The sequence below is a fragment of the Brucella sp. MAB-22 genome, assembly GCF_025908475.1.
GTDB classification, from domain to species: domain Bacteria; phylum Pseudomonadota; class Alphaproteobacteria; order Rhizobiales; family Rhizobiaceae; genus Brucella; species Brucella anthropi.
This window is the reverse complement of sequence record NZ_CP109782.1, coordinates 88,841-113,622: the sequence shown is the minus strand read 5'-3', so window position 1 is coordinate 113,622 and position 24,782 is coordinate 88,841. Positions and strand designations below refer to the sequence as shown.

Here is a 24,782-nt window from a genome sequence, read left to right as displayed (position 1 = left end):
TTACTGATCTGAAACCTGCTTTTCCACCGCAGGCATCAGGTCGTTCTTCACCGAATCCGGCGTAAACGGCCCGACGTGCTTGTAGACGATTTTGCCATTCTGATCGACGAGGAAGGTTTCTGGCACGCCGTAGACGCCCCATTCGATGGCTGAACGCCCGGCGCGGTCGGCACCGACTGCGGCAAAGGGATTACCGAGATCGCCGAGAAAACGGCGCGCATTTTCCGGCTGGTCCTTGTAATTGAGGCCAACCACGCGGATGCGCTCGTCCTTGGCGATTTCCATCAGGAGCGGATGTTCCTGACGGCAGGGAACGCACCACGATCCCCAGACATTCACTAGTGTCAGCTTGCCCTTAAACTCTTCGCTGTTGAGGCCGGGAACAGGCACGCCATCACGCACCAGCCCCTCGACGGGCGGCAGGTTCGTCTGCGGTGCCTGCTTGCCGATCAAAGCGGAAGGGATCGTCGTATTGTCCTTGCCCGACAGAAGCTGGACCGCAAACACCGCCGCCAGTCCGACGAAAATCGCCAGCGGCAGCAGGGCAACCCATGTGGAGCGCTTTTTCGGCGCGGCTGGCTTCTCGCTCGTTTCGGTCATTGTGCTTTACCGGGGGCTTTTGCAGAACGGCGGCGCACGCCCTGCGCCTCAAGCTGCTTCAGTTCGTTTTTCTGGATACGCTGATCGATCAATATCCAGCCGATGGTGACGGCGAGTGCCGCGACCGTGATGCTATAGGATGCGAGAACATAGCCAAGATGGTTCATACTGCACCCTCCTGTGCTTTGCGATTACGGTCGGCATTCCGTGCGGCAAGCTTCTTCATCGACGCCACGCGGCGGCGCCAGATTTCATTGCGCATGACCATCATATGCAGGGTGAAAAACAGAAGCGAGAAGCCGATAGCCATCACGAAAAGCGGGCGCAACATGGAGCCGTCGATGGTCGGGCCATCCATGCGGAACACCGAGGCTGGCTGGTGCAGCGTGTTCCACCAGTCGACCGAGAATTTGATGATCGGAATATTGATGAATCCGACCAGCGTGAGCACGGCCACAGGTTTGGCGCTTTTCGCCGGATCGTCCATGGCGCGCGACAGCGCGATAATGCCGAGATACATCAGGAACAGCACGAAAACCGAAGTCAGTCGCGCATCCCACACCCACCACGTGCCCCACATCGGCTTGCCCCAGAGCGAACCGGTGGCGAGCGCAAGCGCGGTGAAGACGGCACCGAGCGGAGCGGCTGCGCGGATCGAGACATCGGCCAGCGGATGTCGCCAGACCAGCGTGCCCAGCGCCGAAACAGCCATGATCGAATAGCACATCATGGAAAGCCATGCGAAAGGCACATGGATATACATGATGCGAACCGTCATGCCCTGCTGGTAGTCTTCCGGCGACAGGAAAAAGACCATATAGAGACCAGCCGCCAGAAACAGCGCCGAAAGCACGGCCAGCCATGGCAACACCTTGCCTGCAAAGGCAAGGAACCGCGTGGGATTGGCCAGATCGAGCCAGCTCGTGGTTTTAACGGCGTCTTTGGTCATGTCTTTTTCCATGGCCTATACTTACCTTCCACCCCCGTGCCGTTCAATTGACCGTAATCAACTGCGTCAATCCGCCGAACTTGATCGATTCTGATCGTAGCGGGATCAGAAAACAGTCCAGTGGACTGTTTTCCCCGCGAAGGCGGTTCCCACTTTTCGGGATCATGTTCAATCCGCCGAACTTTTCAGTGCCGCGCTCGCGGCCAGAGGCCCGAGGACGGCAAAGAACAGGGTGAGTGCTGCAAGAATAAGGAATGGCGCCAGAAAGGGCGCGTTGTCTACTGTCGCTCCATGCGAAGCTGATACACCGAAAATGAGCACCGGAATGGTGAGCGGCAAAACGATCACCGACACCAGCAACCCGCCACGCGGCAGCGCCACGGCAAGGGCTGCACCCACAGCGCCAATGAAGGCGATGGCGGGCGTTCCCACCAGAAGCGTCAGCGATGTTGCGCCGATTGCCGATGCATCCATGTTCATGAACAGGCCGAGCATTGGCGATGCGATTACCAGCGGCAGCACACTTGCCACCCAATGGGCCACGCATTTCACAAAAACCGTGAAGGCCAGCATGTGACTGTCCGCGCCGATCAGCAGCAGGTCGAGCGAACCATCCTCCCGGTCAGCCTGAAACAGCCGATCGAGCCCCAGTAGCGTTGCCAGCAACGCGCCGACCCACAGCATGGCAGGGCCGATGCGTGCTAGAAGATTGAGATCAGGCCCGACGCCGAAGGGCATCACCGAAATCACGGCCAGAAAGAATAGGATTCCGATCAGCGCGCCACCACCAGCGCGGAAACTGAGGCGCAAATCTCTCAGGAAAAGCGCCAGCATCAGGCAGCCTCGACTGAACAGGCGGCCATGTCGAGTGCGCTGACACCTTCAAGGCCAAGAGGAATATGCGTTGCAGCGACGATCATGCCGCCGTCCCGCATATGTCCGCGCATCAGCTCGGCGAAGCGGGCTTCGGACGCCTTGTCGAGACCGGCGGTCGGTTCATCGACGATCCAGAGCGGACGATGACTGACCAGAAGCTTGGCGATGGAAACACGGCGCTTCTGCCCCGTCGACAGATAGCCGAAAGGCAGGTGCCCCACGCCGGGCAGATCGACGGCTTCCAGCGCCTCATCGATCTCCGTTTGTGCAGCACCATTGAACTTCTGCCAGAAGGACAGGTTTTCACGCACACTGAGCGCCGGTTTCATCGCGTTCTGATGGCCGAGATAATGGCAGGCGGCGCGCACCGGAAGAACTGTGCCATCCTCGCGAAGTTCCACCTTTCCTGCTTCTGGCAGAAGCAGGCCGCAGATGATTCGCAGCAGCGTGGACTTGCCCGAGCCATTCGGGCCGGTCACCACCAGCGCCTCGCCTTCACTGAGAGCAAAAGACAGGCCAGCGAAAATCGTTTCCCCGCCTCTCTCGCCCGCCAGATTTTCGGCTTCAAGCCGCATTTTATACCCTCTAAGCCCCGATAGATAATTGCCAGACCAATAGAACCGGAACCCCGGAAGATCTATGGAAAGGCATCGCAACATTTCGCCGCAAGGGGCCGAATTTACGATATTCTGTCTGGAATCGTTTTAGAAAACTCTCTATATGAGGGCTACCACGCCAGCGGTCGGCGTGGAAACCATTTTTGGCCGATCTCAACCTGTTGCCCTCAAGGACGCAGGCATCGGGACGGACAGCGGAAATGACTGCACCCGCACCTTGGCGCGTCCTTGAAACGCAGCAGAGGCGTTCGTCCTGGTTTTCCGGCCAGTAGCATGAAGGACGAACGCAGTGTCGCACATCGACAGCTTTAAATGCCGCAAAACCCTTACCGTAGGTGGTAAGGATTATGTTTATTACAGCCTGACCGAAGCCGAAAAGAACGGTCTCGAAGGCGTTTCCAAGCTTCCATTCTCCATGAAGGTTCTGCTCGAGAACCTGCTCCGCTTCGAGGACGACCGCTCCGTCAAGAAGTCGGACATCGAAGCTGTTGCCAAGTGGCTGAACGACCGCGGTTCCGCAGGCGCAGAAATCGCCTACCGCCCGGCCCGTGTGCTGATGCAGGACTTCACCGGCGTTCCTGCCGTCGTTGACCTTGCAGCCATGCGCGACGGCCTCAAGGCTCTCGGCGGCGATCCGGAAAAGATCAACCCGCTCGTTCCCGTCGATCTCGTCATCGACCACTCGGTCATCGTCGACGAATTCGGCAATCCAAGCGCATTCAAGGCCAATGTGGACCTCGAATATCAGCGCAATGGCGAACGCTACCGCTTCCTCAAGTGGGGCCAGCAGGCATTCAAGAACTTCCGCGTCGTTCCTCCGGGCACCGGCATCTGCCATCAGGTGAACCTCGAATATCTGGCCCAGGCTGTCTGGACCAAGGAAGAAGACGGCGAAGCGATAGCCTATCCCGACACCTGCGTCGGCACCGACAGCCACACCACCATGGTCAACGGCCTTGGCGTTCTGGGTTGGGGCGTTGGCGGCATCGAAGCTGAAGCGGCCATGCTCGGCCAGCCGGTTTCCATGCTTCTGCCGGAAGTCGTCGGCTTCCGCCTGACCGGCAAAATCAAGGAAGGCGTGACCGCGACCGACCTCGTTCTCACCGTCACGCAGATGCTGCGCAAGAAGGGCGTTGTCGGCAAGTTCGTCGAGTTCTTCGGCGAAGGACTCGAAAACATGACGCTGGCCGACCGCGCAACCATCGCCAATATGGGTCCGGAATATGGCGCGACCTGCGGTTTCTTCCCGGTTGACCGCGAAACGCTCAACTACATGAACACCACCGGCCGCGACGAGCATCGCATCGAACTCGTCGAAGCTTATTGCCGTGCACAGGGCATGTGGCGTGACAAGGGTGCTGCCGATCCGGTCTTCACCGACATTCTCGAACTCGACATGAGCGACGTCGTTCCGTCGATGGCCGGTCCGAAGCGTCCGGAAGGCCGCATCGCGCTGGAAAACATCGGTTCCGGTTTCGCAACCTCGCTCGAAAGCGAGTACAAGAAGACCACCGGCCAGACCGCGCGTTATGCCGTTGAAGGCGAAGACTATGACCTCGGCCATGGCGATGTGGCGATTGCCGCCATCACGTCGTGCACCAACACCTCGAACCCGAGCGTGCTGATCGCTGCCGGCCTTCTGGCCCGCAACGCAGTTGCCAAGGGTCTCAAGACCAAGCCTTGGGTCAAGACGTCGCTGGCACCCGGCTCTCAGGTCGTTGCCGCCTATCTCGAATCCGCTGGTCTCCAGAAGGATCTCGATGCGCTCGGCTTCAACCTCGTCGGTTTCGGCTGCACGACCTGCATCGGCAATTCCGGTCCGCTGCCTGCACCGATCTCCAAGACGATCAACGAAAAGGGCCTGATCGCGGCTGCCGTTCTTTCCGGCAACCGTAACTTCGAAGGCCGCGTTTCGCCGGACGTTCAGGCCAACTATCTGGCTTCGCCGCCGCTCGTCGTCGCCCACGCTCTTGCCGGTACGGTCACAAAGGATCTGACCAAGGAGCCGCTCGGAGAAGACAAGGACGGAAACCCGGTATTCCTGCGCGACATCTGGCCTTCCTCTCAGGAAATCCAGGAGTTCATCGCCAAGAACGTGACCCGCAAGATCTTCTCGGAAAAGTATGCGGACGTCTTCAAGGGCGACGAAAACTGGCAGGCCGTTCAGGTGCCCGCAGGCCAGACCTATGCATGGGACGACAACTCGACCTATGTGCAGAACCCGCCTTACTTCGTTGGCATGGGCAAATCGGCCGGTACGATCGGCGACGTCAAGGGTGCCCGCATTCTGGGTCTCTTCGGCGACAAGATCACGACCGACCACATTTCGCCTGCCGGTTCGATCAAGGCACAGTCGCCAGCTGGCAAGTACCTCATCGACCATGGTGTCGGCGTTGCAGACTTCAACCAGTACGGCACGCGTCGCGGCAACCATGAAGTGATGATGCGCGGCACCTTCGCCAACATCCGTATCCGCAACCACATGCTGGGCGAAAACGGACGTGAAGGTGGCTACACCATCCACTATCCGTCGAAGGAAGAAACCTCGATCTATGATGCTGCCATGCAGTACAAGGCCGAGGGCGTGCCGCTCGTCGTCTTCGCAGGCGTCGAATACGGCAACGGTTCTTCGCGTGACTGGGCTGCCAAGGGCACCAACCTGCTCGGCGTCAAGGCCGTGATCGCGCAGTCCTTCGAGCGTATCCACCGCTCCAACCTCGTCGGCATGGGCATTGTGCCTTTCGTCTTTGAGGAAGGCACCAGCTGGCAGACACTGGGCCTCAAGGGCGACGAAATGGTCACCATCGAAGGTCTTGCAGATGTACGTCCGCGCCAGAAGGTCGACGCTTCGATCACTTTTGCCGATGGCACGGTGAAGAAGGTTCCGCTCATCTGCCGCATCGATACGCTGGACGAGCTCGACTACATGAAGAACGGCGGCATTTTGCAGACCGTTCTGCGCGATCTCGCTGCTTAATCAGCACGCGCTTGAAATTCAGAAGCCGCCGGAGAAATCCGGCGGCTTTTTTATTTTAAGATTAGACATGGAGCCTATCGGCCTGATCGGATCATTTCTCTGATTTTTACCGCTTTTTCAAAGTGATCGAGGGTATGGGTCTTGATCCACCACTCGGCAGCTTCCATGAGCAATTCAGGCTCCGTGTTCTTGTTGGCAAAGAACGCATAGAACGAGATACCGACCGTATCGCCCTTTTTCGCTATCTTCTCATCGCAAATGGCGATGGCTTTTTCTCTCAAGCTCGATCTCATGTTCAGCCAGTCTCGTTCTCGCACAATCTGTTGTGGGCTATTTTGGTGATATTCGCCCTTAAGGGTGAGATATGGGAATCGTAACGCCTGCGAATCTCACCGCAACGTGAATTCCTATTGATTGCAGGACTTCTTACATAATAGATGTCAGCGACAATTATTGCAGGATGAAACGAAGTGATACTCCACGCCCCCTTCTATGGGACAGGTTCATGGCTTACCGGCGAGCATTTGCCCGGCTGGCGTAGCATCTGTGCCGTTCTGGGGCTGGCATTCACCGGCTGCATCTCCATGCAGGGGCCGGCCAAGGCACAAGACAGTGGCAAGAAGACCGCCGTTCTGGAGCTCTACACCAGCCAGGGCTGCAAGTCCTGCCCCAAGGCTGACCAGAATTTCGCGAAATATGCCGACGATCCCAATGTTCTGGCGCTGTCGTTCCATGTCAATTACTGGGATTATATGGGATGGCGCGACACGCTTGCCACCCAGGAAAACACCGACCGGCAGAACGCCTATCGCAACTCCTTCAATGCGCGCATGATCTATACGCCGCAAGCCATCATCAATGGTACGACGGAAGTGAACGGTCGCGACAGTGAAGCCGTTCAGGCGCAGATTGCGGCCAACAAGCTGGATGTGCCGGTTTCGATCACACAGCTTGATGATGGGCGCCTGTCCATCGATATCGGTGCAGGCAAGAAGCCGGAAGCGCCGGTGCATGTCGTGCTGTTCTATTTCCGCGATTCCGTGACCATTCCGATCACCGAAGGTGAAAATGCCGGTGAGGCTGTCACCTATCGCAACACTGTCCGCGATACCAATACGATCGGCATGTGGGACGGCAAGCCGCTGAAGATCGAAATCCCGGCGTCGGAACTGAAACGCAAGGATGTTTCAGGCTGTGCGGTGGTGCTGCAGGAAACGCGCGATGACAATTCGCTCGGCCCTATCCATGGCGCGGCCATGTTCAAGCAGAAGAAGCCGATCGGCCTTTGAGCTTTCTGCGATCCTCATCGCTCTTGCGCGATTTACAGCAAGAAATGCGTTTCGATCAGATCGAACAGATTCTCATTTTGGGCTGATGTAGCGTCGGGCATCTGGGTGCGTGTTGCAACTTGGTTCAGCGGGGCTGGAAAAGGTTGGTTCGGCTCGGGCAGTCCTTTGGGCGGGGGGCTTGGGGTCGGACATACCCGAACCGAACCGTCTCAGGCAACGTGTAGATGCTGAAGCCATAATCAGGCTGGAATGCGAAGCTGACAAGGCGAAAATGTGGCCGACAATCACCATTCCAAACAGGCATTCTCTTTTCGTGAATAACTAATATAGAGCCCATAATCCCTATTTATTGGGGCTTTCCCCGCCAGATAATTGGCGATGAAAACCGGCCTGCAAAAGCCTCCCCTTGAAATTGCTTCACAAAAGCATCACCCTGTTGTCATGCGCCGGTTCGGTTCGCTTCGTCGCCATTGCCGAATATCCAAACCGGTTGCGCGCAGTTTGTTCTTGATCCCGCCCGGTCTTCGGTCCGGCTCTGCAAAAGGCTGAAAGGAACGACATGAATACGTCAAGCGTGGCGAATGAGGATTTGTCATCCCCTTCTCCCTCGTCTGCTTCGCCAAAGGTCGTTCCTATCGACCGTGTGCGACCGGCTCCCATCAGTTTCAACCGGCATGAACTTGCCAAAATCCTGAACATTTATGGCCGCATGGTTGCCTCCGGCACGTGGCGTGATTACGCCATTGATCATCTGGCTGACCGTGCGGTGTTTTCCATCTTTCGCCGCGCAAGCGAAGTACCGCTCTTCCGCATTGAGAAGAATCCGAAGCTGGCGCAGAAACAGGGCGCTTACTCGGTCATCGCTGCAAGCGGGCTTATCATGAAGCGCGGCCATGAGCTGGAACGCGTGCTGCGCGTGTTCGACAAGAGCCTCAAGCTCGTCGAAAGCTGATTTCGGCAGCGACTACAGGATCATGAAAGCGGCGGCGTCCCCGGCTCGATTGAACGCCCGCCGTTGAGCGGTAACTGCATCAACACCGTATCCAGCCAGCGTCCATGCTTGAAGCCGGAGCCCTCGATACGTCCGCAATGGGTGAAGCCAAGGCTCTCATGCAGCTTGACCGAACCGATATTGTGTTCGCCATCGCCGATGACCGCCAGCAATTGCCGGAACCCCAATGCAGCAATACGGTCGATGAGTTCCCGCAGCAAAAGCTTGCCGATACCCTTTCCCTTCGCATCCGGGGCGATATAGATCGAATCCTCCGCAAGCCAGCGGTAGGCTGGTCTGACGCGGAAATAACTCGCATAGGCATAGCCCAGAACCCGGCCATCCTCCTCCGCGACGAGGATCGGAAAGCCCTGCTCCACGAATGCCTCAAAACGCTTCACCATTTCGTCCATTGTCGGCGGCTCGATCTCATAGGAGCCCGCGCCGGTCAGTACGGTTTCCGTATAGATGGTGGTAATCGTTTCAATATCGGCAGGCTGGAAATCACGAATGACGGGCATGGGAGGAACCGGAGTAAAGTGTTTTGATAAGGCTTCTACCATGCATCAGTAATCATATGGACAAAAGCAAAAAGGGCAGCGTTTCCGCTGCCCTTTTGTTCAATCACTCTTCAGTCGACTATTCGCGGTTGCCCATGAACTGCAGCAGGAAGGTGAACATGTTGATGAAGTCGAGATAGAGACGCAGCGCGCCCATTACGACCTTGCGGCCATGCGCATCCGAAGAATCGCCTTCGTAGTACATTTCCTTGATCGACTGCGTGTCGTAGGCGGTGAGGCCTGCGAAGATCAGAACGCCGATCACCGAGATCGCGAACTGCAGCGCGGTGGAGCCGAGGAAGATGTTGACGACCGATGCCAGGATCAGGCCGAACAGGCCCATGATCAGGAACGAGCCCATGGCGGACAGGTCGCGCTTGGTCGTGTAACCGTAGAGCGACAGCGCGCCAAAGGAAGCAGCCGTCACGAAGAAGGTGCGAACGATGCTCTGGCCGGTGAAGACCAGGAAGATCGACGACAGCGACAGACCGACGAGAGCTGCATAGCCCCAGAAGACGGCGTTAGCGGTCGAGACCGAAAGACGTTCGATGCGGAAGCTCAGGAAGAACACTGCCGCAAGCGGCGCAAGCATCACGACCCAGCGAAGCGGAGACGTGTAGAGCGCTACACCGAGACCGGTGAGCATCTTGCCGTTGGCGAGCTGGGCGACGGCTGCGGACGGGTCCGTGGTCGTTGCGAGTGCTGCAACGGCAAATGCGGCAAGGCCGGTAACGGCCAAGCCGATAGCCATCATGTTATAGACGCCAAGCATATAGCTGCGCAGGCCCTGATCGATGCCTGCATCAGCGCGAGCGCCGCCTACCGGCCTCTGCTGCGCCTGAATATTGCGAAAGTCAGCCATGACTTAAATCCTCTTGCCATGTCCCGTCCGGTGTCGGGGGCGCTCAAAAGGTCGAGCCGCCGCCAGGCGCCGCTGGCGGGACCCCAGCATGCCTGCCTGACATTATGGGGATTTCGGCCTTCGCGTACAAGTACCACCTGTAAAAAAACGTGATGCAGCAGCCTGGAAGTGTAAACGCTTTCTCCATACGATCCAATGACTTACGTTTTTCTGCCCGTGACGATTACAAATCGTTCATATCGTCCTGAGTACCTGGGCAGGCTTTTGGCCGAGAACGCGCCATGTCCCGGCCAAGCCGAAACCGACAGTCAGCACCAGCGCGATGGCAACGGTCATCAGCGCGACATCAGGCAGGAAGCTCGCTTTCAGCTTCATGATTTCCACCACGACATACCAGCCAGCCACGCTGCCGGCGACAAGCGCAAAGAGCGCCGTTGCAAGTCCGAGCAGCATATATTCAAGCACATAGGCCGTGATCAGCGTGCCGCGCGTGGCGCCCAGCGTCTTCAGCACCACGGCATCGTGGACACGGGCGCGGTTGCCCGCAGCCAGCGCTCCGCCCAGCACCAGAACGGATGCAGCCAGCGCGATGGAAGCCGCAGCGCGAATGGCGGTTGCAAGCTGGCTGATCAGATCATTGGCGACATTGAGCGCATCGGTCACGCTGACCGTCGTAACGGCGGGCCATGTCTTGGTGACCTGCCGCAGCACATCAGGCGCAAGGTTCTTCTGGCTATCGGGAATGGTGAGCGTCGCCAGCCAAGTCGCAGGCGCACCGGCAAAGGTATTGGGCGAAAACACCATGACGAAATTCATCGCAAGCGTTTCCCACTGAACCTGACGGAAGCTTGCAATCTTCGCGGTGATGTTGCGGCCCAGCACATTGACCGTCACCGTGTCGCCGAGCTTCAGGCCCAGTTCCTTGCCCTCGCGCTCCGCGAAGGACACCAGTGGTTCGCCACTATAGTCGTTCGGCCACCATTCGCCTTCCGTCAGTGTCGAGTTTTCGGGGACCGTATCGGAAAAGGTAATGCCACGGTCGCCGCGCAGCACCCAGGCTGCTTCCGGCGGGATGGTCATGTCGCGCACATTGGTGCCGTTGAAGGCAACGATACGCCCGCGCAGCATCGGACCGGAGGTCAGCTTGCCATCGGGCACGATGCCGCTGACCAGCTTGGTGAAATCGCCGATATCGCGGTTCTGGATATCGACGAAGAAAAAGTCAGGCGCCTGCGCCGGAATGTTTTCCGTTACCTGGCGGCGCAGATTGCCATCGATCAGCGCGATTGCCACCATCAGCGTCAGGCCAAGGCCCAGTGAAAGCACCACAGAAGGCGTGAGCGCGCCGGGTCGATGGATGTTGCCCACTGCGAGCCGGAGCGACGTCGAGCGCACGCGCGGAACCCGGCGGGCAAGCCAGCGGATGCCGTCGGCGACTAGCCGCAGCACGCCGAAGGCAGCGATTGCCGAGACAATGAAGATTGCAGCGATACGCCGGTCATAAGCAACGTAGAGCGCCAGACCGGCGAGTGCAGCAATCAGCAGAACCGCAAGGGTGAGATAGAGGAACGGTGGCAGGCCGCGCTGTTCAAAACCTTGTTCGCGGAAAAGCGCCGTCGCCGGAATATCGCGTGCGCGGCCCAGCGGAATAATCGCGAAGGCAAGCGTGGTGATGAGGCCGAAGACAGCGGCAAGCGCCAACGCATCGGGAAAGAAACCGCCACCACCGGCGACCGGCAGATAATTGGCAAGCGCCATCGCGGCAGCAAACGGGATAATCGCCGCCAGTATCAGCCCGAGAACAATGCCTATGAAGCCGATCACCATAATCTGCACGAGATAAACCAACACCGCGAAGCGCGCTGGCGCGCCGAGCGACTTGAAGGTGGCGATCACGCCGCGCTTGCCGTCAAGATAGGCGCGCACCGCATTGGCGACGCCGACACCGCCGACGATCAGGGCTGTCAGGCCCACCAGTGTCAGGAATTGCGAGAAGCGCTCGATATTGGCGCTCAGCGCCGGAGCGGCATTGGTGCGGGAACGGATGTTCCAGCCTGCATCGGGGAAATCGGCAGCGGCCTGCCGCCTGACTTCGGCAATTGCTGCATCCGGCGCGCCGTCCGGAAGGGCAACCTTGTAGATATGATCGACAAGGCTTCCGGGCTGAATGAGACCGGAAGCACGCAGGCCATCCAGCGAAACCAGAAAGCGCGGCGCAAAATTGAAGCCGGACGACAAGAGGTCCGGTTCGCTCTCGATCAGGCCACGCAATTCAAACATTTGCGAGCCGAGCAGCACTTTTGCGCCAAGCGACAAGTCCATGCGGTTGAGAAAATCCTGGCTGACGGCAGCACCATAGGTGCCATCTTTCTCACCGGTCATATCGGCCAAAGATTGCTGCGGCTGGACTTTCAGTTGACCATAAAGCGGATAGGCAGCGTCGACAGCCTTCACCTCGACCAGCGACTGGTCGGAACCATCGGGCATGCGCGCCATGGAGCGCATGGTGGCGCTTTCCGCCATTCTGCCCTGTTTTGCGATGAAGGCGCGTTCTTCCGCCGTTGCTTCCCGCTGATTGAGCGCGAAGCTGACATCACCGCCCAGAATGCTCTGGCCTTCCGACGCAATGCCGGTGCTGACCGAGCGCGCCACCGAGTTGACGCCGCCGATAGCGGCAACGCCAAGCGCGATACAGGCGAGGAAAATATAGAAACCGGACAGGCCACCGCGCATTTCACGCAGCGCAAAGCGGAGAGCAAGCGAGAACGATTTTGCCGCACTCATGCGCCAGCTGCCAGAGATTCGAGAACGGAGCCGCCCTGTGCAGGCTCTTCGATCCGGCCCGAGCGCACCGGAATTTCGATGTCACAGCGCGCCGCAAGCGCCGGGTCATGCGTGACGAGCACCATGGTGAGGCCGTTTTCGCGCTGCTTGGCGAACAGAAGATCAGCGATCTGGCGCCCCGTCGTGGTATCGAGATTGCCGGTCGGCTCATCCGCGATCAGAATTTTCGGGCTTGGCGCAAGTGCGCGCGCAATCGCAACGCGCTGCTGTTCACCGCCGGAAAGCTCCGATGGATAATGGGTGAGGCGCTCGCCAAGGCCGACAGCGCGCAATTCGCGTTCCGCCACCTCGAAAGCATCGCGACGCCCGGCCAGTTCCAATGGCACGGCGACATTTTCAAGCGCGGTCATGTTGGGAATCAGGTGGAAAGACTGGAACACGATGCCGATATTGGCGCCGCGGAAAGCGGCGGCCTGATCTTCGCTCATCTGGCTGATCGTCTCACCGGCAATCTTCACAGTTCCGTTATCGACATGCTCCAGACCGGCCAGAACCATCAGCAGCGTGGACTTGCCGGAACCGGACGGACCAACGATGCCAACCGACTGTCCTTGCGATATATGAAGGGAAACGCCCTTCAGCACATGCACCAATGAGGCGGCGTGACCAAGGGTTAGATGAACGTTCTCAAGTTCGATAATCGGGCCAACAACCTGTTCCGTCACGCGGTTTTTATCCTATATGAATCTTTAGAACCAAACAGCGCGCCACAAATTTGAACTTATGTTGCGCCAATTATTGAAGAGAAGTCCGGCGGGCCATTTGCCCACAGCCCCTCAAATATGGGTTTTCGACGATGCGTTTCAAACTCTCAATTCCGGCATGGCTCCCGATTTTTGCGATGATGGCGTCTTTTATGGCGGCAAGTCCCATCACTACGGCGCAGGCGCAGGAAGATCCGACCGGCCTCGAAGACGCACTGCCGACCGAGCAATTGTCGCAGGTGAGAATTGTCGGTTTCGGCGACAGCCTCATGGCAGGCTATCTGCTGCCGGCCAATGCCGCCTTTCCGCAGCAGCTTGAAAAGGCACTCAACGACAAGGGTGTCGAGGTTTCGATCGAGAATGCGGGCGTGTCGGGCGACACGACCACGGGCGGGCTTTCGCGCATCGACTGGTCCGTTCCCGATGGCACCGATCTGGTCATCCTTGAACTGGGTGCGAATGACGCGCTGCGCGGCATCGAACCCGACATTACCGAAAAGAACCTCGACGAGATGCTGGCGCGCCTGAAGCAGCGCGGCATTTCGGTCATTCTTGCCGGCATGATGGCCCCGCCCAACATGGGCAAGGACTATGCCGCCAAGTTCAACCCGATCTATCCGAAGCTGGCACAGAAATATGGCGTGCCGCTCTACCCGTTTTTCCTCGACGGCGTAGCAACCAAGAAGGACTTTCTGCTCGAGGACGGAATGCACCCCAATGAAAAGGGCGTCGAAACGATGGTGTCTAACTTTATGCCCACTATCGAAAAGAGCCTGACGAACATGCAAAATAAGGGGACATCGGGAGGCTGACGCCGGTCGGGAGCATAAACAGCTTGCTCCCGGACTCAAACTTTGATTCGCTGCAGTTGCATCAACTTAACCGAATCAATTCGGCAGGTACGGTGCACTGACTCTCTAGGCTAGAGTGTCCTTTATGCATCCTTTGGATGCCCGGCGCTCTGGCATGGAACGCTTCGAGGAGGATGCCTTATGCCGCGTCTTTTCACTGCCCTCGAAATCCCGCGCGACGCCGCGCTTTCGCTCTCGTTGTTGCGAGGCGGTCTTCCCGGCGCACGCTGGATTGATGTCGAAAACTACCACATAACGCTGCGTTTTATCGGAGATGTGGAAGGCCACGTGGCCGACGAGGTTGCCAATGCGCTTGATCGCGTGCGGCGGCCGGAATTCATGCTCAACCTGTCGGGTGTCAATGCTTTCGGTTCCAAAAAGCCGCACAGCATCTATGCGGGTGTATCCCCCTCGCCTGAGCTCAACGCATTGCAGGCGGAAATCGAACGGATCTGCCGGCGACTTCACATTCCCGCCGACCCGCGCAAGTTCACGCCCCATGTGACACTGGCGCGGCTGAGAAATCCCCGCATCGAGGATGTGGTGCGCTATCTCTCCTCACGTGGCAACTTCGCGACGCTGCCCTTCAAGGTGGGACGGTTCGTGCTGATGTCGTCACGCGATTCCGTTGGTGGCGGACCTTATATCGTGGAGGAAGCCTGGCCTTTGGTTGCCCGTTCCGGCCAGAACTGGTCGGCAAGCGCGATGGAGGCTGCCAGAACCATCCGGTAGACCTTTTCGAAGTCCCCGGTCCCGCCATAATAGGGATCGGGGATTTCAACTGCCCGCCCTTCTGCAATCTCCGTGAAAAGCCCGATATGCGCGCTTGCAATTGCAGGCCTGCGCTCAGCGATCATCCGCATATTGTAACGGTCCATCCCAAGGATCAGGTCAAAACGGCTGAAATCACCGGCGATGAGCTGTCGGCAGCGCTGTGCAGAAATATCGAGACCATGATGCGCTGCAACGCTGATGGAGCGCTCGTCCGGCTCCTCGCCGGTATGATAGCCATTGGTTCCAGCAGAATCGACCAGCACATGGCGGATGCCGCGCTTTTCCAGCACATGCCCCATCACGCCTTCGGCAAGCGGAGAACGGCAGATATTGCCTGCGCAAACGAAAAGAATGCTGGTCGGGGCTTGTGCGGCTACGGATACGATCACGGAACTCTCGCGCTCATGATAAGTTAGTTCAGGAACCGCAACATAGGCGAAAGACGATGGCACGCAACCGGCTGACAGAAAATGAACTGAACGAAGCGCTCACTGAACTGGATGGCTGGCGGAAGGTCGACGGACGCGAGGCGATTGCCAAGAGCTTCAAGTTCAAGGATTTCAATGCCGCCTTCGGTTTCATGACGCGCGCAGCGCTCCATGCGGAAAAGCTCGACCATCACCCCGAATGGTTCAATGTCTACAACCGCGTCGATGTCACGCTTGCTACCCATAGCGAGAACGGCATTACAGAACTCGACATCAAGCTTGCGCGCAAGATGAATGCGATAGCCTGAATTTAGAGCTTTGAAATATAGACGTAAATCTTCCGGCGATCATAATTGAAGCTGCCATCTGGATTGCGGCTGGAATAGGGTAGAACGCGGGTAAGATTGATGCGATCCTGCCAGTTCTGCCCGAGTTTGCCGCCATGGACACCCCGGATATGAACATCGCCGAGCGAAATTGCGGCATGGAAAATGTGCCCCGCCTGCACGTCATAAAAGCCGATTGCCTGACCGAAGGGTAGAGCCGAATAACCGTTCCATTGTTCGCCCGCCCTGAAATTCAGGATCGGTATCCAGTTCTGGCTGGATGTGCCGCGCAAAGTGTTGAGCGAAATTCCGGCTCCGAAGAGAAACCGCAGATAGACGGCGGCATCGTAGCATCCCGCCTCCGACAGATCGACGGTGATGTAATTATCTTCGCTTCCAGCAGCCAGTAGCTGGTTGCCGCGAAACAGCCGTGTTGAACGGTCGCTGCGGATGAAATTTTCCCCATAGCCGGTCAAATGCATCAAAACCTCCATTCGTTCGGCATCGCTCCAGCGCGGTCCAAGCCGTTTGGTGAGCAATCCGGTCGAATCTGTATTTTGGGGATTTGACGGGGGCGTTGTAGCTGATGGTTCTTGCAGGATAGGACTACGGGGAAATCGAACTGGCCTTGCAAGAGCGATACAAACTCCCCATTTTTTACCGGTCAGAACCCGCATTCGACGATTGGAATCGGGACGACAGGAGTTGAACGAGAATGGATGACGTCAGAATCGGTGAAATCCTCGAACCCGGCAGCGAGAGCGAATTCAAGAAGCGCAGCGAACGGGTGAAGAACGGATTCTGGAAGGCCGCGCGCCGCGCCGGTCGCATGGTGCCATTCATGGATGAGGTGGTGGCAGCCTATTACTGCGCGCTCGACCAGAGGACCCCAACCCGTGTGCGCATGACCCTGATGGCGGCGCTCGCCTATTTCGTCCTGCCCTTCGACGCCATTCCCGATATTCTGGCCGGTATCGGCTTCACCGATGACGTTGCCGTGCTGATGGCAGCGCTGACAGCCGTTCGTGCCCATATCACACCGGCGCACCGGCTGGCCGCGCGACAGGCACTTGAGGATGAGGGAGCAAGGGAATAGCGGCGGCTGATCACAGCTATGTGATTCTGGCTACTTTGCTTCAATTGCCCCCCGCTTTTTTCCTTATTTCCCTAGTTCCGACATCCTATCCCCCTTCAACATATTGCCTTAATCCCCTGCTGCCTTATTGCCTTATCCCCACGAACACACTCTCGCCGCTTTCTTTTAATTCAAGTGGAGCCAAGGGATGGCGGGGCGACTTAGCTGCTCATTCAAGTTTTCTTTCGAAACTTCACCGTTTGGTAACCCAGATTAAGGCAATTTAATCGGCAACTGAGCGGGACGGCGTGATGAACGGCGGCATCCCGATATTCAAGTTTGAAGCAAACGAAAGAGAACCGGTAAAAACCAATGCTTGGAAAATCGATCGTCGCGGCTTCTGTGTTCATGATTGGGATGGCGGGTTCGGCACTCGCCCAGACCCCGAGCCAGATCAGCCAGTTCAATGCCTGGGGCGCCTACAGCTATCAGTCGGGCAACGGCAAGGTCTGCTATGTCCTCTCCGTACCGACCCAGAAGGCTCCGGCCAATGTCGATCACGGTGACAACTTCTTCCTCGTGAGCCAGAAGCCCGGCCAGAACATCTCGTTCGAACCGCAATTCATGGCCGGTTACGACCTCAATACCAATGCCAAGGTCGTCGTCTCCATCGGCAACCGCAACTTCAACATGTTCGTCAACGGTAAGTCCGGCTGGATGGAAAATGCAGCGGAAGAGCCGCAGCTCATCGCAGCCATGCGCGGCGGTTCGGAAATGAAGGTGCAGGCACAGTCGAAGCGCGGCACCAAGACCAACTATACCTATTCGCTGAAGGGTATTTCGGATGCGCTGAAAGCCATCCAGAAGTGCAAGTAATCCTCACGATTGGACAACTTTCAAAGCCGGGCTTGCGCCCGGCTTTTTCTTTTGCAGCCTTGCTCCCGGCCGTCACGCATAGCGACCGGATTTCATGTGGCCGGATTTCATGTGGGATGACGAATGCGATATTGTGTGCTAAGAGCGCGCGCAACAGGGTAGCAAAGCCAAGTGCCGGACCCTATTTATCCATGAATTCGGGCCAGATTATCTGGCGAAGCTTATCGACGCGCTTCAGCCGTCGTCTCCAACAGTTGAAAACAGATGTCCATTTCGTTCGACCTTACCATTGATGATACGCGCGACCAGCTTGCCCGCCATGCGCGCGCCAGCCTGGAGGCAAAGCCGTCGCTCATCGGCATGTCGCGCGAGGAAATGGCCGACGCGCTGATCAAGGCCGGCGTGCCCGAGCGTCAGGTGAAGATGCGTATCAGCCAGCTCTGGCATTGGCTCTATGTGCGCGGCGTTTCCGATTTTGCCGACATGCGCAATATTTCCAAGGATTTGCGCGCTATGCTGGCGCAGCATTTCACCATTGCGCGGCCTGAAGTGGTCGAAGAACAGATTTCGCAGGACGGCACCCGCAAATGGCTGTTCCGTTTTCCGCCGCGGGGTGCCGGCCGTCCGGTCGAAATCGAAAGCGTCTACATTCCCGAAGAAGGCCGTGGCACGCTCTGCGTTTCCTCTCAGGTCGGCTGCACGCTCACCTGCTCGTTTTGCCATACCGGCACGCAGAAGCTGGTGCGCAATCTGACCTCTGAAGAAATTCTGGCGCAGCTTTTGACCGCCCGCGACCGGCTCGGCGATTTCCCGGACAAGGACACGCCCGACGGTGCCATGGTTCCCGCCGAAGGTCGCAAGATCACCAATATCGTGATGATGGGCATGGGCGAGCCGCTCTATAATTTCGAGGAAGTGAAGAAGGCTCTGCTAATCGCCTCCGATGGCGACGGCCTGTCTCTCTCCAAGCGCCGCATCACGCTTTCGACCTCCGGCGTCGTTCCGGAAATCTATCGCACCGGTGACGAGATCGGCGTCATGCTCGCCATTTCGCTGCACGCCGTGCGCGACGAGCTGCGCGACATTCTGGTGCCGATCAACAAGAAGTATCCGCTGGAACAGCTCATCAAGGCTTGCCGCGAATATCCGGGCCTGTCCAATGCAAAGCGCATCACCTTCGAATATGTGATGCTCAAGGACATCAATGACAGCCTTGAGGATGCCAAGCTGCTGGTAAAGCTTTTGCAGGGCATTCCGGCCAAGATCAACCTGATCCCGTTCAACCCATGGCCCGGCACCAATTACCAGTGCTCGGAATGGGAGCAGATCGAGCGTTTCGCCGATTATGTGAACGCGGCAGGCTATGCATCGCCGATCCGCACCCCGCGCGGTCGCGACATTCTCGCCGCCTGCGGCCAGCTTAAGTCGGAATCGGAGCGCATGCGCAAGAGCGAGCGCCTTGCTCTCGAAGCCATGATGATTGCTGGACACGGTGAATAACGGGGTGAATAAACCGATGGGTGAGCGTGCTTGAACGATACTTTCGACTACATAACGCGCTTCGCCATCGTGGTATTCGGCTATTGCTGCGGTGTATTGACGGCAGGCTGGTTTCTCGCCGCTATCCTTTTCCGCACCCTCGGGATCGATTCCTTCATGAATGATTTCGTCATGATGGCAAGCGATGCGGATGCCGGTTCGCTCTTTGCAGCCACCAGCTTTTGGAGCGCCGTCTTCGTTGGCGGTTTTGCCATTGCAGCCATGGCTGGCGGGTTCAGCTTTGTGCCCGCCCTCATCCTCATCATTCTGGCTGAAGCGCGCGGTTACAAATCATCCCTGTTCTATTGCGTTGCGGGCGCCCTGATCGGGCTTGCCGCCGCAGGCGCATCGCTTCCGTTCAGCGATGGCCGGAGCGTGCCGGAAAGCTCGCTCTGGATTGCAACCATTGCAGGCGCCGGTGTCGTCGGCAGCTTCGTCTACTGGCTGCTGGCAGGGCGCAATGCCGGGCGGCTTTTATCCCGCCCGGTTGAATAAAATCCATCTTCTTTTTCGCATTGTCCTACGCATCGAAGCGGGATCAGAAATCAGTCCAGTGGACTGATTTCCCCGCGGAGACGCTTCGCACTTTTGCTGGAAATGCTCTATTTCGCCTGTGCGGTGATGATCTTCAGCGCGAAGGCTGAGAATACGCCCGCAAACATCCAGTCCACGATGCGCGTCACTGTCGGGTTCTTTTTCAGGAGCCCGGCGAAACGATCTGCCGCCACGACCATCGGAATGGTGAAGGGCAGCGCCATCGGAATGAACGACAGGCCGAGGAAGAACAATTTACCCATGGCGTGGGGATCGTCCACCGACACGAACTGCGGCAGGAAGGTCATGTTGAACAGGATGATCTTCGGGTTCAGAAGGTTGATGCCGAGACCCGTCAGCCAGTTCTGGAACAGCGTATGCTTCTTGCCGCCATTCTTTTCCGGCGAGAAGGCCGATCCCTTGCGGATCGCCTGTACGGCCAGCCAGACCAGATAGCCCGCTCCCACCACTTTCAGTGCCGTAAAGGCTGCAGGAGACGCCAGAATGAGCGCCGAAAGGCCGAGCGCCACCATGGTGGTATGAATGACGATGCCGGTGCTGGCGCCAGCCATACAGGCAAAGCCTGCGGCCTTGCCTTCGGACAGGGCACGCCCGACGAAAAGCGTCATGTCGGGACCGGGCGTGATGGAAAGGATCGCGGTTGCTATCGCGAACTGGACAAAAATCGTCCATTCGGGAATGAAGGTCAGGTTTGTCAGAAAAGACATCGAAATGTGCTCCAAGAGATGGCGCACGCTAGAATAATTTCCATGCAAATGGAACCGTGGAATGGAGGCCGAAATGCTGCTGATCGTAGGGACTGTCCGCCTGCCGCCGGAAAATCTTGACCGGGCGCGCGAGGCCATGCAGCGCATGATCTTGGCCAGCCGGGCGGAGGATGGCTGTGTGGACTATGGCTATGCTGCAGATATTCTCGAACCGGGGCTCATCCATGTGAAGGAGATGTGGCGCGACCGTGCTTCGCTCGACCGGCATTTCGCGTCCGCCCATATTGCCGAATGGCGTGCGGCCTGGCCTGAACTTGGTATCGGCGACCGCAATCTCGTTGTTTATGAAGTTGGCGAACCACAGATCACGTAATCCGCATGAGTTTTCGCGATAAGTCGCAGCCCTTCGGCTTGCACGCTGCTTGGCAACTGCTAAAAGAACTACGGACAAATTTTGGGCGCCGCTCTGGAGCGCCTGATGAGACGGAAGTTTATTATGAGCAAGTGGAAAGACGTTAAGAAAGTCGTTCTCGCCTATTCGGGCGGCCTCGACACCTCGATCATCCTGAAGTGGCTTCAGACAGAACTCGGCGCGGAAGTTGTGACCTTCACTGCCGATCTCGGTCAGGGCGAAGAACTTGAGCCAGCCCGCAAGAAAGCGGAAATGCTGGGCATCAAGGAAATCTTCATCGAGGACGTGCGCGAAGAATTCGTGCGCGATTTCGTTTTCCCGATGTTCCGCGCCAATGCCGTCTATGAAGGCGTCTATCTGCTCGGCACCTCGATTGCCCGCCCGCTGATCTCCAAGCACCTGATCGAAATCGCCAGGAAGACCGGCGCCGACGCAATCGCACACGGCGCGACCGGCAAGGGCAACGACCAGGTTCGTTTCGAGCTTTCGGCCTATGCGCTGAACCCGGACATCAAGATCATCGCCCCATGGCGCGACTGGTCGTTCAAGAGCCGCACGCATCTGCTCGAATTCGCCGAACAGCACCAGATCCCGGTTGCCAAGGACAAGAAGGGCGAAGCGCCGTTCTCCGTCGACGCGAACCTGCTGCACTCTTCGTCCGAGGGCAAGGTTCTGGAAGATCCGGCTGTCGAGGCACCGGAATATGTGCATATGCGCACCATTTCACCGGAAACCGCGCCCGACAAGGCAACGATCATCAAGATCGGCTTTGAAAAAGGTGATGCCGTTTCGATCAATGGCGAACGTCTGTCGCCTGCGACGCTTCTTGCCAAGCTCAACGACTATGGCCGCGACAACGGCATCGGTCGTCTCGACCTCGTGGAAAACCGCTTCGTCGGCATGAAGTCGCGCGGCGTCTACGAAACGCCAGGCGGCACGATCTTGCTGGCAGCTCACCGCGCCATCGAATCGATCACGCTTGACCGTGGCGCTGCTCACCTCAAGGACGAGCTGATGCCGCGCTACGCCGAGCTGATCTATTACGGCTTCTGGTTCTCGCCGGAACGCGAAATGCTGCAGGCCGCCATTGATCACAGCCAGCGCCATGTTGAAGGCGAAGTCACGCTCAAGCTCTACAAGGGCAACGTGATGGTGATCGGTCGCGAATCGGACAAGTCGCTCTATTCCGACAAGCTCGTCACCTTCGAAGACGATCAGGGTGCTTACGACCAGAAGGACGCCGCAGGCTTCATCAAGCTCAATGCACTGCGTCTGCGTACGCTTGCTGCGCGTGATCGCAAATAAGCATATCCAATCCAGACAAAAGCCCGCCTTCCCGGCGGGCTTTTTGTTTTTAGAGCAGGACGTGAATTTTGTCTTTCTATCTGGCCCTGCCTGCCTGCATTCTGCTTGGCATTTATCTGCTGGTGCGCTGCATTGCCATCCTGTGGAAAGTGATCGTGCCGGATGTCCGCCACCAATTTGCGGGCAGCGACCGGCCACATAGCTTTCCTTTGCCAAGAGCCGGGCGATACGCGATCAGCATCGTATTTCCGCCATTTACCGTTCTCACAGGAACAGCCTATTTCTCAACGCAATTTGCCATCAAGGCGCGCGCGACCGGCGCCCCGATTGCCTATCATTCCATAAGCCGTTTTCTGTTGAGTGTCCGGCGGACGGACATGCGCGGCTATGCCTCTCACGTCTTGGGATATTTCGACTGCACGACACCCGGCGATTACGAAATTACCTGCCTGACCCCTGAAAAGATCAGGGCGAATTTCCGGCTGGAAATAACGCCCCATGTTTCGGTCCTGAAACTCGTGCCCGTCATCGCAGGGACTATTCTTGCCGCTGGAATGAGTGTGGGCGGGACGATTGTCTTTGTGCTCTGGATGGCGGGCAGAATCGCATGAGATCAAGCGGCGTGTTTTATACCCGTCAGCATCTTTTCTTCACCGGGACGCAAGGTCAGCACCCGCACGCCATTCGCGGTGACTGCAACCGTATGCTCGAACTGCGCTGACAGTTTTCCGTCACGCGTCACCACCGTCCAGCCGTCCTTTTCGGTCTTCACCTTGGCCGTTCCCTGATTGAGCATCGGCTCGATGGTGAACACCATGCCTTCGCGCAGACGAACGCCGGTGCCGGGCTTGCCGAAATGCAAGACCTGCGGCTCCTCGTGCATCTCGCGACCGATACCGTGGCCGCAATATTCCCGCACGATGCTGTAATCATGCCGCTTGGCGTGACGCTCGATGGCATGGCCGATATCGCCCAACGTCGCGCCGGGTCGCACGGCAGCAATCCCTTTCCACAAGGCCTCATAGGTCACGCGGACCAGCCGCGAGGCAAAGGGAGCAACGTCACCGACCATGTAGGTCTTGCTGGAATCAGCGATATAGCCATCCTTTTCCAGCGTGATATCGAAGTTGATGATCTCGCCGTTTTCAATGATCTGGTCATTCGACGGCATGCCGTGGCAGACGACTTCATTCTTCGAGCTGTTCAGCACATAGGGATAGTCATATTGCCCCTTGCTGGCAGGCCGCGCCTGCAATTCGCGGGTAATATAATCCTCGACCAGATCGTTGACCTGCATCGTGGTCATGCCCGCCAGCGGCGTGCGGTCGAGAAGTGTAAAAACGGAGGCGAGCAGCGCGCCGGATGCCGCCATTTTCTCCACTTCGGCAGGTGTCTTGGTCATGACGATTGCACCGCCAGAACCGACAGCTCGACCTGTGCGGCGCGCAACTGCATCTGCACGATCTCGTTGAACGACAGGTCGGGATAAGCCTGCGCCAGCATGCCGATCTTCATCCAGTATTCAGCCTGCGCATTGATCGAACGGCACATGACGTCACTCGCCTTGCGCAGTTCCTCATGCAGTTCGTCAGCGATTTTCACGATACCCATATCATTGTCCAGACCATACGGTTCATATATGGATCATATATAAACCGCATATATCCATCGATCAAGCTCCCCTGATTTTCATTCGCATGTTCAAATCCGCTTGCATTTAATACGGCACCTTACTATCAGGTACCGTATGGAGATAATCGAACAAAAGCATCGCGCCCTTCTGGGTGAAATGGAACGCCGGCACAGCCCGTCCACCGACGCGCTGAAAACCTGCTTTGAAGTTTTGTCGCTTGCTGCGGCCATTGACCGGGATTGCGCCAGCCGGCTGGCACCGCACAAGCTTTCGGAGGGCAAGTTCGTCCTGCTGTTTCTGCTGCACAATGCGCCCGGCGGCCTCTCGCCGCACGAGCTTTCAGAACGCGCAGGTGTCACGCGCGCCACCATCACCGGCCTGCTGGACGGGCTGGAGCGCGATGGTTTCCTCAAGCGTCACGCGGATAGCGAGGACCGCCGCAAACTGACTGTCCGGCTGACATCCGAAGGGGCGCTGCTGGCGCAACAGCTTTTCGAACAACATACCGCATGGATTGCAAGCCTGATGAGCGATCTCTCGTCAGGCGAACAGCAGCTTCTCAGCACCTTGCTGCGCCGTATCTGGAGCCGCACCGATGCCGGTCGCTCTTTCAAGATCAATGAAACCCTAAGGGATATGACATGACCTATTACCTCGCCGAGCTTTATTCCCCGAAATCGAGCTGGCACGCGCTCGATGCTGAAGGCAGGCAGGCCTTCTTTGAGAAAGTCGGCGCGGGTATGGGCGGGCTTGGCGCGCTCGGTATCGAGGCCTTGGCATTAGGTCCCGTCGACGCGACAAAGTCTTTTGCGCCCAGCCAGAGTTTCTTCGCCATCTGGCGTTTCCCGGATGAAGCAGCTCTCGACATGCTGATTGCCGGAATCACCGCCACCGGCTGGCATGATTATTTCGACACGATCAATGCGGCGGGTGCAGGCACCGACCTTCCCGGCCATCTGGCGCAACTGGCAGGCGTGCCTTTCAGGGACGCCGCCTAATCCAAAACCACTATCGCGATGATAGAGCGTATCC

At 57.8% G+C, this 24,782-nt stretch carries 30 protein-coding genes; 15 read left to right on the top strand and 15 right to left on the bottom strand.

The genetic code is table 11. The features are described from left to right. The 5 genes from OHI65_RS10110 to ccmA form a co-directional block, all read right to left on the bottom strand. Nucleotides 1-600 carry a DsbE family thiol:disulfide interchange protein gene (locus tag OHI65_RS10110; protein ID WP_125300518.1) on the bottom strand — a complete coding sequence of 200 codons (600 nt, stop codon included), beginning with the start codon at nucleotides 598-600 and terminating at the stop codon, nucleotides 1-3. Further along, the gene (gene ccmD / locus OHI65_RS10105; protein WP_125300517.1) at nucleotides 597-767 is read right to left on the bottom strand and encodes a heme exporter protein CcmD; all 171 of its coding nucleotides are present in this window, start codon (nucleotides 765-767) and stop codon (nucleotides 597-599) included. Before ccmD ends, OHI65_RS10110 begins: the two co-directional genes overlap by 4 nt. After that, nucleotides 764-1,549, bottom strand: a complete 786-nt coding sequence (locus tag OHI65_RS10100) for a heme ABC transporter permease (protein ID WP_185757976.1) — start codon at nucleotides 1,547-1,549, stop codon at nucleotides 764-766. Before OHI65_RS10100 ends, ccmD begins: the two co-directional genes overlap by 4 nt. Nucleotides 1,550-1,717: 168 nt before the next feature. Continuing rightward, on the bottom strand, nucleotides 1,718-2,383 hold the full coding sequence (ccmB, locus tag OHI65_RS10095; RefSeq protein WP_125300515.1) for a heme exporter protein CcmB: 666 nt from the start codon (nucleotides 2,381-2,383) through the stop codon (nucleotides 1,718-1,720). Next, nucleotides 2,383-3,000 (bottom strand): heme ABC exporter ATP-binding protein CcmA, encoded by a 618-nt coding sequence (ccmA, locus tag OHI65_RS10090; RefSeq protein WP_125300514.1) that lies wholly within the window; start codon nucleotides 2,998-3,000, stop codon nucleotides 2,383-2,385. Before ccmA ends, ccmB begins: the two co-directional genes overlap by 1 nt. A 331-nt stretch (nucleotides 3,001-3,331) precedes the next feature. On the opposite strand from ccmA, the gene acnA reads away from it, so the two are divergent. Continuing rightward, nucleotides 3,332-6,019 carry an aconitate hydratase AcnA gene (acnA, locus tag OHI65_RS10085; protein ID WP_125300513.1) on the top strand — a complete coding sequence of 896 codons (2,688 nt, stop codon included), beginning with the start codon at nucleotides 3,332-3,334 and terminating at the stop codon, nucleotides 6,017-6,019. A 74-nt stretch (nucleotides 6,020-6,093) separates the two neighbouring features. Here the strand turns inward: acnA and OHI65_RS10080 are convergent, their stop codons facing one another. Next, on the bottom strand, nucleotides 6,094-6,312 hold the full coding sequence (locus tag OHI65_RS10080) for a DUF6500 family protein (RefSeq protein ID WP_040129021.1): 219 nt from the start codon (nucleotides 6,310-6,312) through the stop codon (nucleotides 6,094-6,096). 261 nt (nucleotides 6,313-6,573) lie between these two features. Here OHI65_RS10080 and OHI65_RS10075 point away from each other — a divergent pair, with 261 nt between their 5' ends. Further along, entirely contained in the window at nucleotides 6,574-7,308 is a 735-nt protein-coding gene (locus OHI65_RS10075; protein WP_029375846.1) for a DUF1223 domain-containing protein, read from the top strand. Nucleotides 7,309-7,867: 559 nt separating this feature from the next. Then, a complete protein-coding gene (locus tag OHI65_RS10070; protein WP_010657937.1) occupies nucleotides 7,868-8,260 on the top strand; it encodes a DUF2794 domain-containing protein in 393 nt (130 codons plus the stop codon). A gap of 20 nt (nucleotides 8,261-8,280) precedes the next feature. Here the strand turns inward: OHI65_RS10070 and OHI65_RS10065 are convergent, their stop codons facing one another. From OHI65_RS10065 to OHI65_RS10050, 4 genes are all read right to left on the bottom strand, one after another. Beyond that, nucleotides 8,281-8,820 (bottom strand): GNAT family N-acetyltransferase, encoded by a 540-nt coding sequence (locus tag OHI65_RS10065; protein WP_264358815.1) that lies wholly within the window; start codon nucleotides 8,818-8,820, stop codon nucleotides 8,281-8,283. Nucleotides 8,821-8,938: 118 nt separating this feature from the next. After that, nucleotides 8,939-9,721: a Bax inhibitor-1/YccA family protein gene (locus OHI65_RS10060; RefSeq protein ID WP_011982324.1), complete on the bottom strand. Its 783-nt coding sequence runs from the start codon at nucleotides 9,719-9,721 to the stop codon at nucleotides 8,939-8,941. A gap of 234 nt (nucleotides 9,722-9,955) precedes the next feature. Continuing rightward, nucleotides 9,956-12,505, bottom strand: coding sequence for an ABC transporter permease (locus OHI65_RS10055; protein ID WP_125300512.1), 2,550 nt, complete (start codon nucleotides 12,503-12,505; stop codon nucleotides 9,956-9,958). Next, the gene (locus OHI65_RS10050; protein ID WP_010657902.1) at nucleotides 12,502-13,230 is read right to left on the bottom strand and encodes an ABC transporter ATP-binding protein; all 729 of its coding nucleotides are present in this window, start codon (nucleotides 13,228-13,230) and stop codon (nucleotides 12,502-12,504) included. The genes OHI65_RS10055 and OHI65_RS10050 overlap by 4 nt, the downstream gene beginning before the upstream one ends. A gap of 131 nt (nucleotides 13,231-13,361) precedes the next feature. Here OHI65_RS10050 and OHI65_RS10045 point away from each other — a divergent pair, with 131 nt between their 5' ends. Next, nucleotides 13,362-14,081: an arylesterase gene (locus tag OHI65_RS10045; RefSeq protein WP_125300511.1), complete on the top strand. Its 720-nt coding sequence runs from the start codon at nucleotides 13,362-13,364 to the stop codon at nucleotides 14,079-14,081. 180 nt (nucleotides 14,082-14,261) lie between these two features. Continuing rightward, nucleotides 14,262-14,852, top strand: coding sequence for an RNA 2',3'-cyclic phosphodiesterase (thpR, locus tag OHI65_RS10040; protein ID WP_010657900.1), 591 nt, complete (start codon nucleotides 14,262-14,264; stop codon nucleotides 14,850-14,852). Here thpR and OHI65_RS10035 read toward each other — a convergent pair. Then, entirely contained in the window at nucleotides 14,762-15,283 is a 522-nt protein-coding gene (locus OHI65_RS10035; protein WP_125300510.1) for a low molecular weight protein-tyrosine-phosphatase, read from the bottom strand. The genes thpR and OHI65_RS10035 overlap by 91 nt on opposite strands. A gap of 56 nt (nucleotides 15,284-15,339) precedes the next feature. Between OHI65_RS10035 and OHI65_RS10030 the strand changes: the two genes are divergently transcribed. Beyond that, complete coding sequence (locus OHI65_RS10030) at nucleotides 15,340-15,630, top strand: 4a-hydroxytetrahydrobiopterin dehydratase (RefSeq protein WP_125300509.1); 291 nt, start codon at nucleotides 15,340-15,342, stop codon at nucleotides 15,628-15,630. A gap of 2 nt (nucleotides 15,631-15,632) precedes the next feature. Here the strand turns inward: OHI65_RS10030 and OHI65_RS10025 are convergent, their stop codons facing one another. Then, nucleotides 15,633-16,130, bottom strand: a complete 498-nt coding sequence (locus OHI65_RS10025) for a hypothetical protein (protein WP_226622377.1) — start codon at nucleotides 16,128-16,130, stop codon at nucleotides 15,633-15,635. A gap of 233 nt (nucleotides 16,131-16,363) precedes the next feature. Between OHI65_RS10025 and OHI65_RS10020 the strand changes: the two genes are divergently transcribed. The 4 genes from OHI65_RS10020 to OHI65_RS10005 all read left to right on the top strand — a co-directional run bounded on the left by OHI65_RS10020 (nucleotide 16,364) and on the right by OHI65_RS10005 (nucleotide 19,633). Continuing rightward, nucleotides 16,364-16,744 carry a YkvA family protein gene (locus OHI65_RS10020; RefSeq protein WP_010657896.1) on the top strand — a complete coding sequence of 127 codons (381 nt, stop codon included), beginning with the start codon at nucleotides 16,364-16,366 and terminating at the stop codon, nucleotides 16,742-16,744. 351 nt (nucleotides 16,745-17,095) lie between these two features. Next, nucleotides 17,096-17,599, top strand: coding sequence for an invasion associated locus B family protein (locus OHI65_RS10015; RefSeq protein WP_010657895.1), 504 nt, complete (start codon nucleotides 17,096-17,098; stop codon nucleotides 17,597-17,599). A 264-nt stretch (nucleotides 17,600-17,863) separates the two neighbouring features. Continuing rightward, on the top strand, nucleotides 17,864-19,099 hold the full coding sequence (gene rlmN, locus OHI65_RS10010) for a 23S rRNA (adenine(2503)-C(2))-methyltransferase RlmN (RefSeq protein WP_125300508.1): 1,236 nt from the start codon (nucleotides 17,864-17,866) through the stop codon (nucleotides 19,097-19,099). A gap of 30 nt (nucleotides 19,100-19,129) precedes the next feature. Continuing rightward, nucleotides 19,130-19,633, top strand: a complete 504-nt coding sequence (locus OHI65_RS10005; protein WP_125300507.1) for a hypothetical protein — start codon at nucleotides 19,130-19,132, stop codon at nucleotides 19,631-19,633. A gap of 107 nt (nucleotides 19,634-19,740) precedes the next feature. Here the strand turns inward: OHI65_RS10005 and OHI65_RS10000 are convergent, their stop codons facing one another. Then, nucleotides 19,741-20,400 (bottom strand): LysE family translocator, encoded by a 660-nt coding sequence (locus OHI65_RS10000; RefSeq protein WP_125300506.1) that lies wholly within the window; start codon nucleotides 20,398-20,400, stop codon nucleotides 19,741-19,743. 73 nt (nucleotides 20,401-20,473) lie between these two features. Here OHI65_RS10000 and OHI65_RS09995 point away from each other — a divergent pair, with 73 nt between their 5' ends. From OHI65_RS09995 to OHI65_RS09985, 3 genes are all read left to right on the top strand, one after another. After that, nucleotides 20,474-20,773, top strand: coding sequence for a putative quinol monooxygenase (locus OHI65_RS09995; RefSeq protein WP_125300505.1), 300 nt, complete (start codon nucleotides 20,474-20,476; stop codon nucleotides 20,771-20,773). 123 nt (nucleotides 20,774-20,896) lie between these two features. Next, nucleotides 20,897-22,117 (top strand): argininosuccinate synthase, encoded by a 1,221-nt coding sequence (locus tag OHI65_RS09990; protein WP_040129026.1) that lies wholly within the window; start codon nucleotides 20,897-20,899, stop codon nucleotides 22,115-22,117. A 68-nt stretch (nucleotides 22,118-22,185) separates the two neighbouring features. Further along, nucleotides 22,186-22,728: a hypothetical protein gene (locus OHI65_RS09985; RefSeq protein ID WP_235824404.1), complete on the top strand. Its 543-nt coding sequence runs from the start codon at nucleotides 22,186-22,188 to the stop codon at nucleotides 22,726-22,728. Between the two features lie 2 nt (nucleotides 22,729-22,730). Here the strand turns inward: OHI65_RS09985 and map are convergent, their stop codons facing one another. Together map and OHI65_RS09975 are read right to left on the bottom strand one after the other, a co-directional pair. After that, a complete protein-coding gene (gene map, locus OHI65_RS09980; protein ID WP_125300504.1) occupies nucleotides 22,731-23,519 on the bottom strand; it encodes a type I methionyl aminopeptidase in 789 nt (262 codons plus the stop codon). After that, complete coding sequence (locus tag OHI65_RS09975; protein ID WP_125300503.1) at nucleotides 23,516-23,728, bottom strand: ParD-like family protein; 213 nt, start codon at nucleotides 23,726-23,728, stop codon at nucleotides 23,516-23,518. Before OHI65_RS09975 ends, map begins: the two co-directional genes overlap by 4 nt. A 136-nt stretch (nucleotides 23,729-23,864) precedes the next feature. Between OHI65_RS09975 and OHI65_RS09970 the strand changes: the two genes are divergently transcribed. After that, nucleotides 23,865-24,395 (top strand): MarR family winged helix-turn-helix transcriptional regulator, encoded by a 531-nt coding sequence (locus OHI65_RS09970; RefSeq protein WP_094514615.1) that lies wholly within the window; start codon nucleotides 23,865-23,867, stop codon nucleotides 24,393-24,395. Then, entirely contained in the window at nucleotides 24,392-24,748 is a 357-nt protein-coding gene (locus OHI65_RS09965; protein WP_011982310.1) for a DUF6616 family protein, read from the top strand. The genes OHI65_RS09970 and OHI65_RS09965 overlap by 4 nt, the downstream gene beginning before the upstream one ends. Nucleotides 24,749-24,782 lie beyond the last annotated feature (34 nt).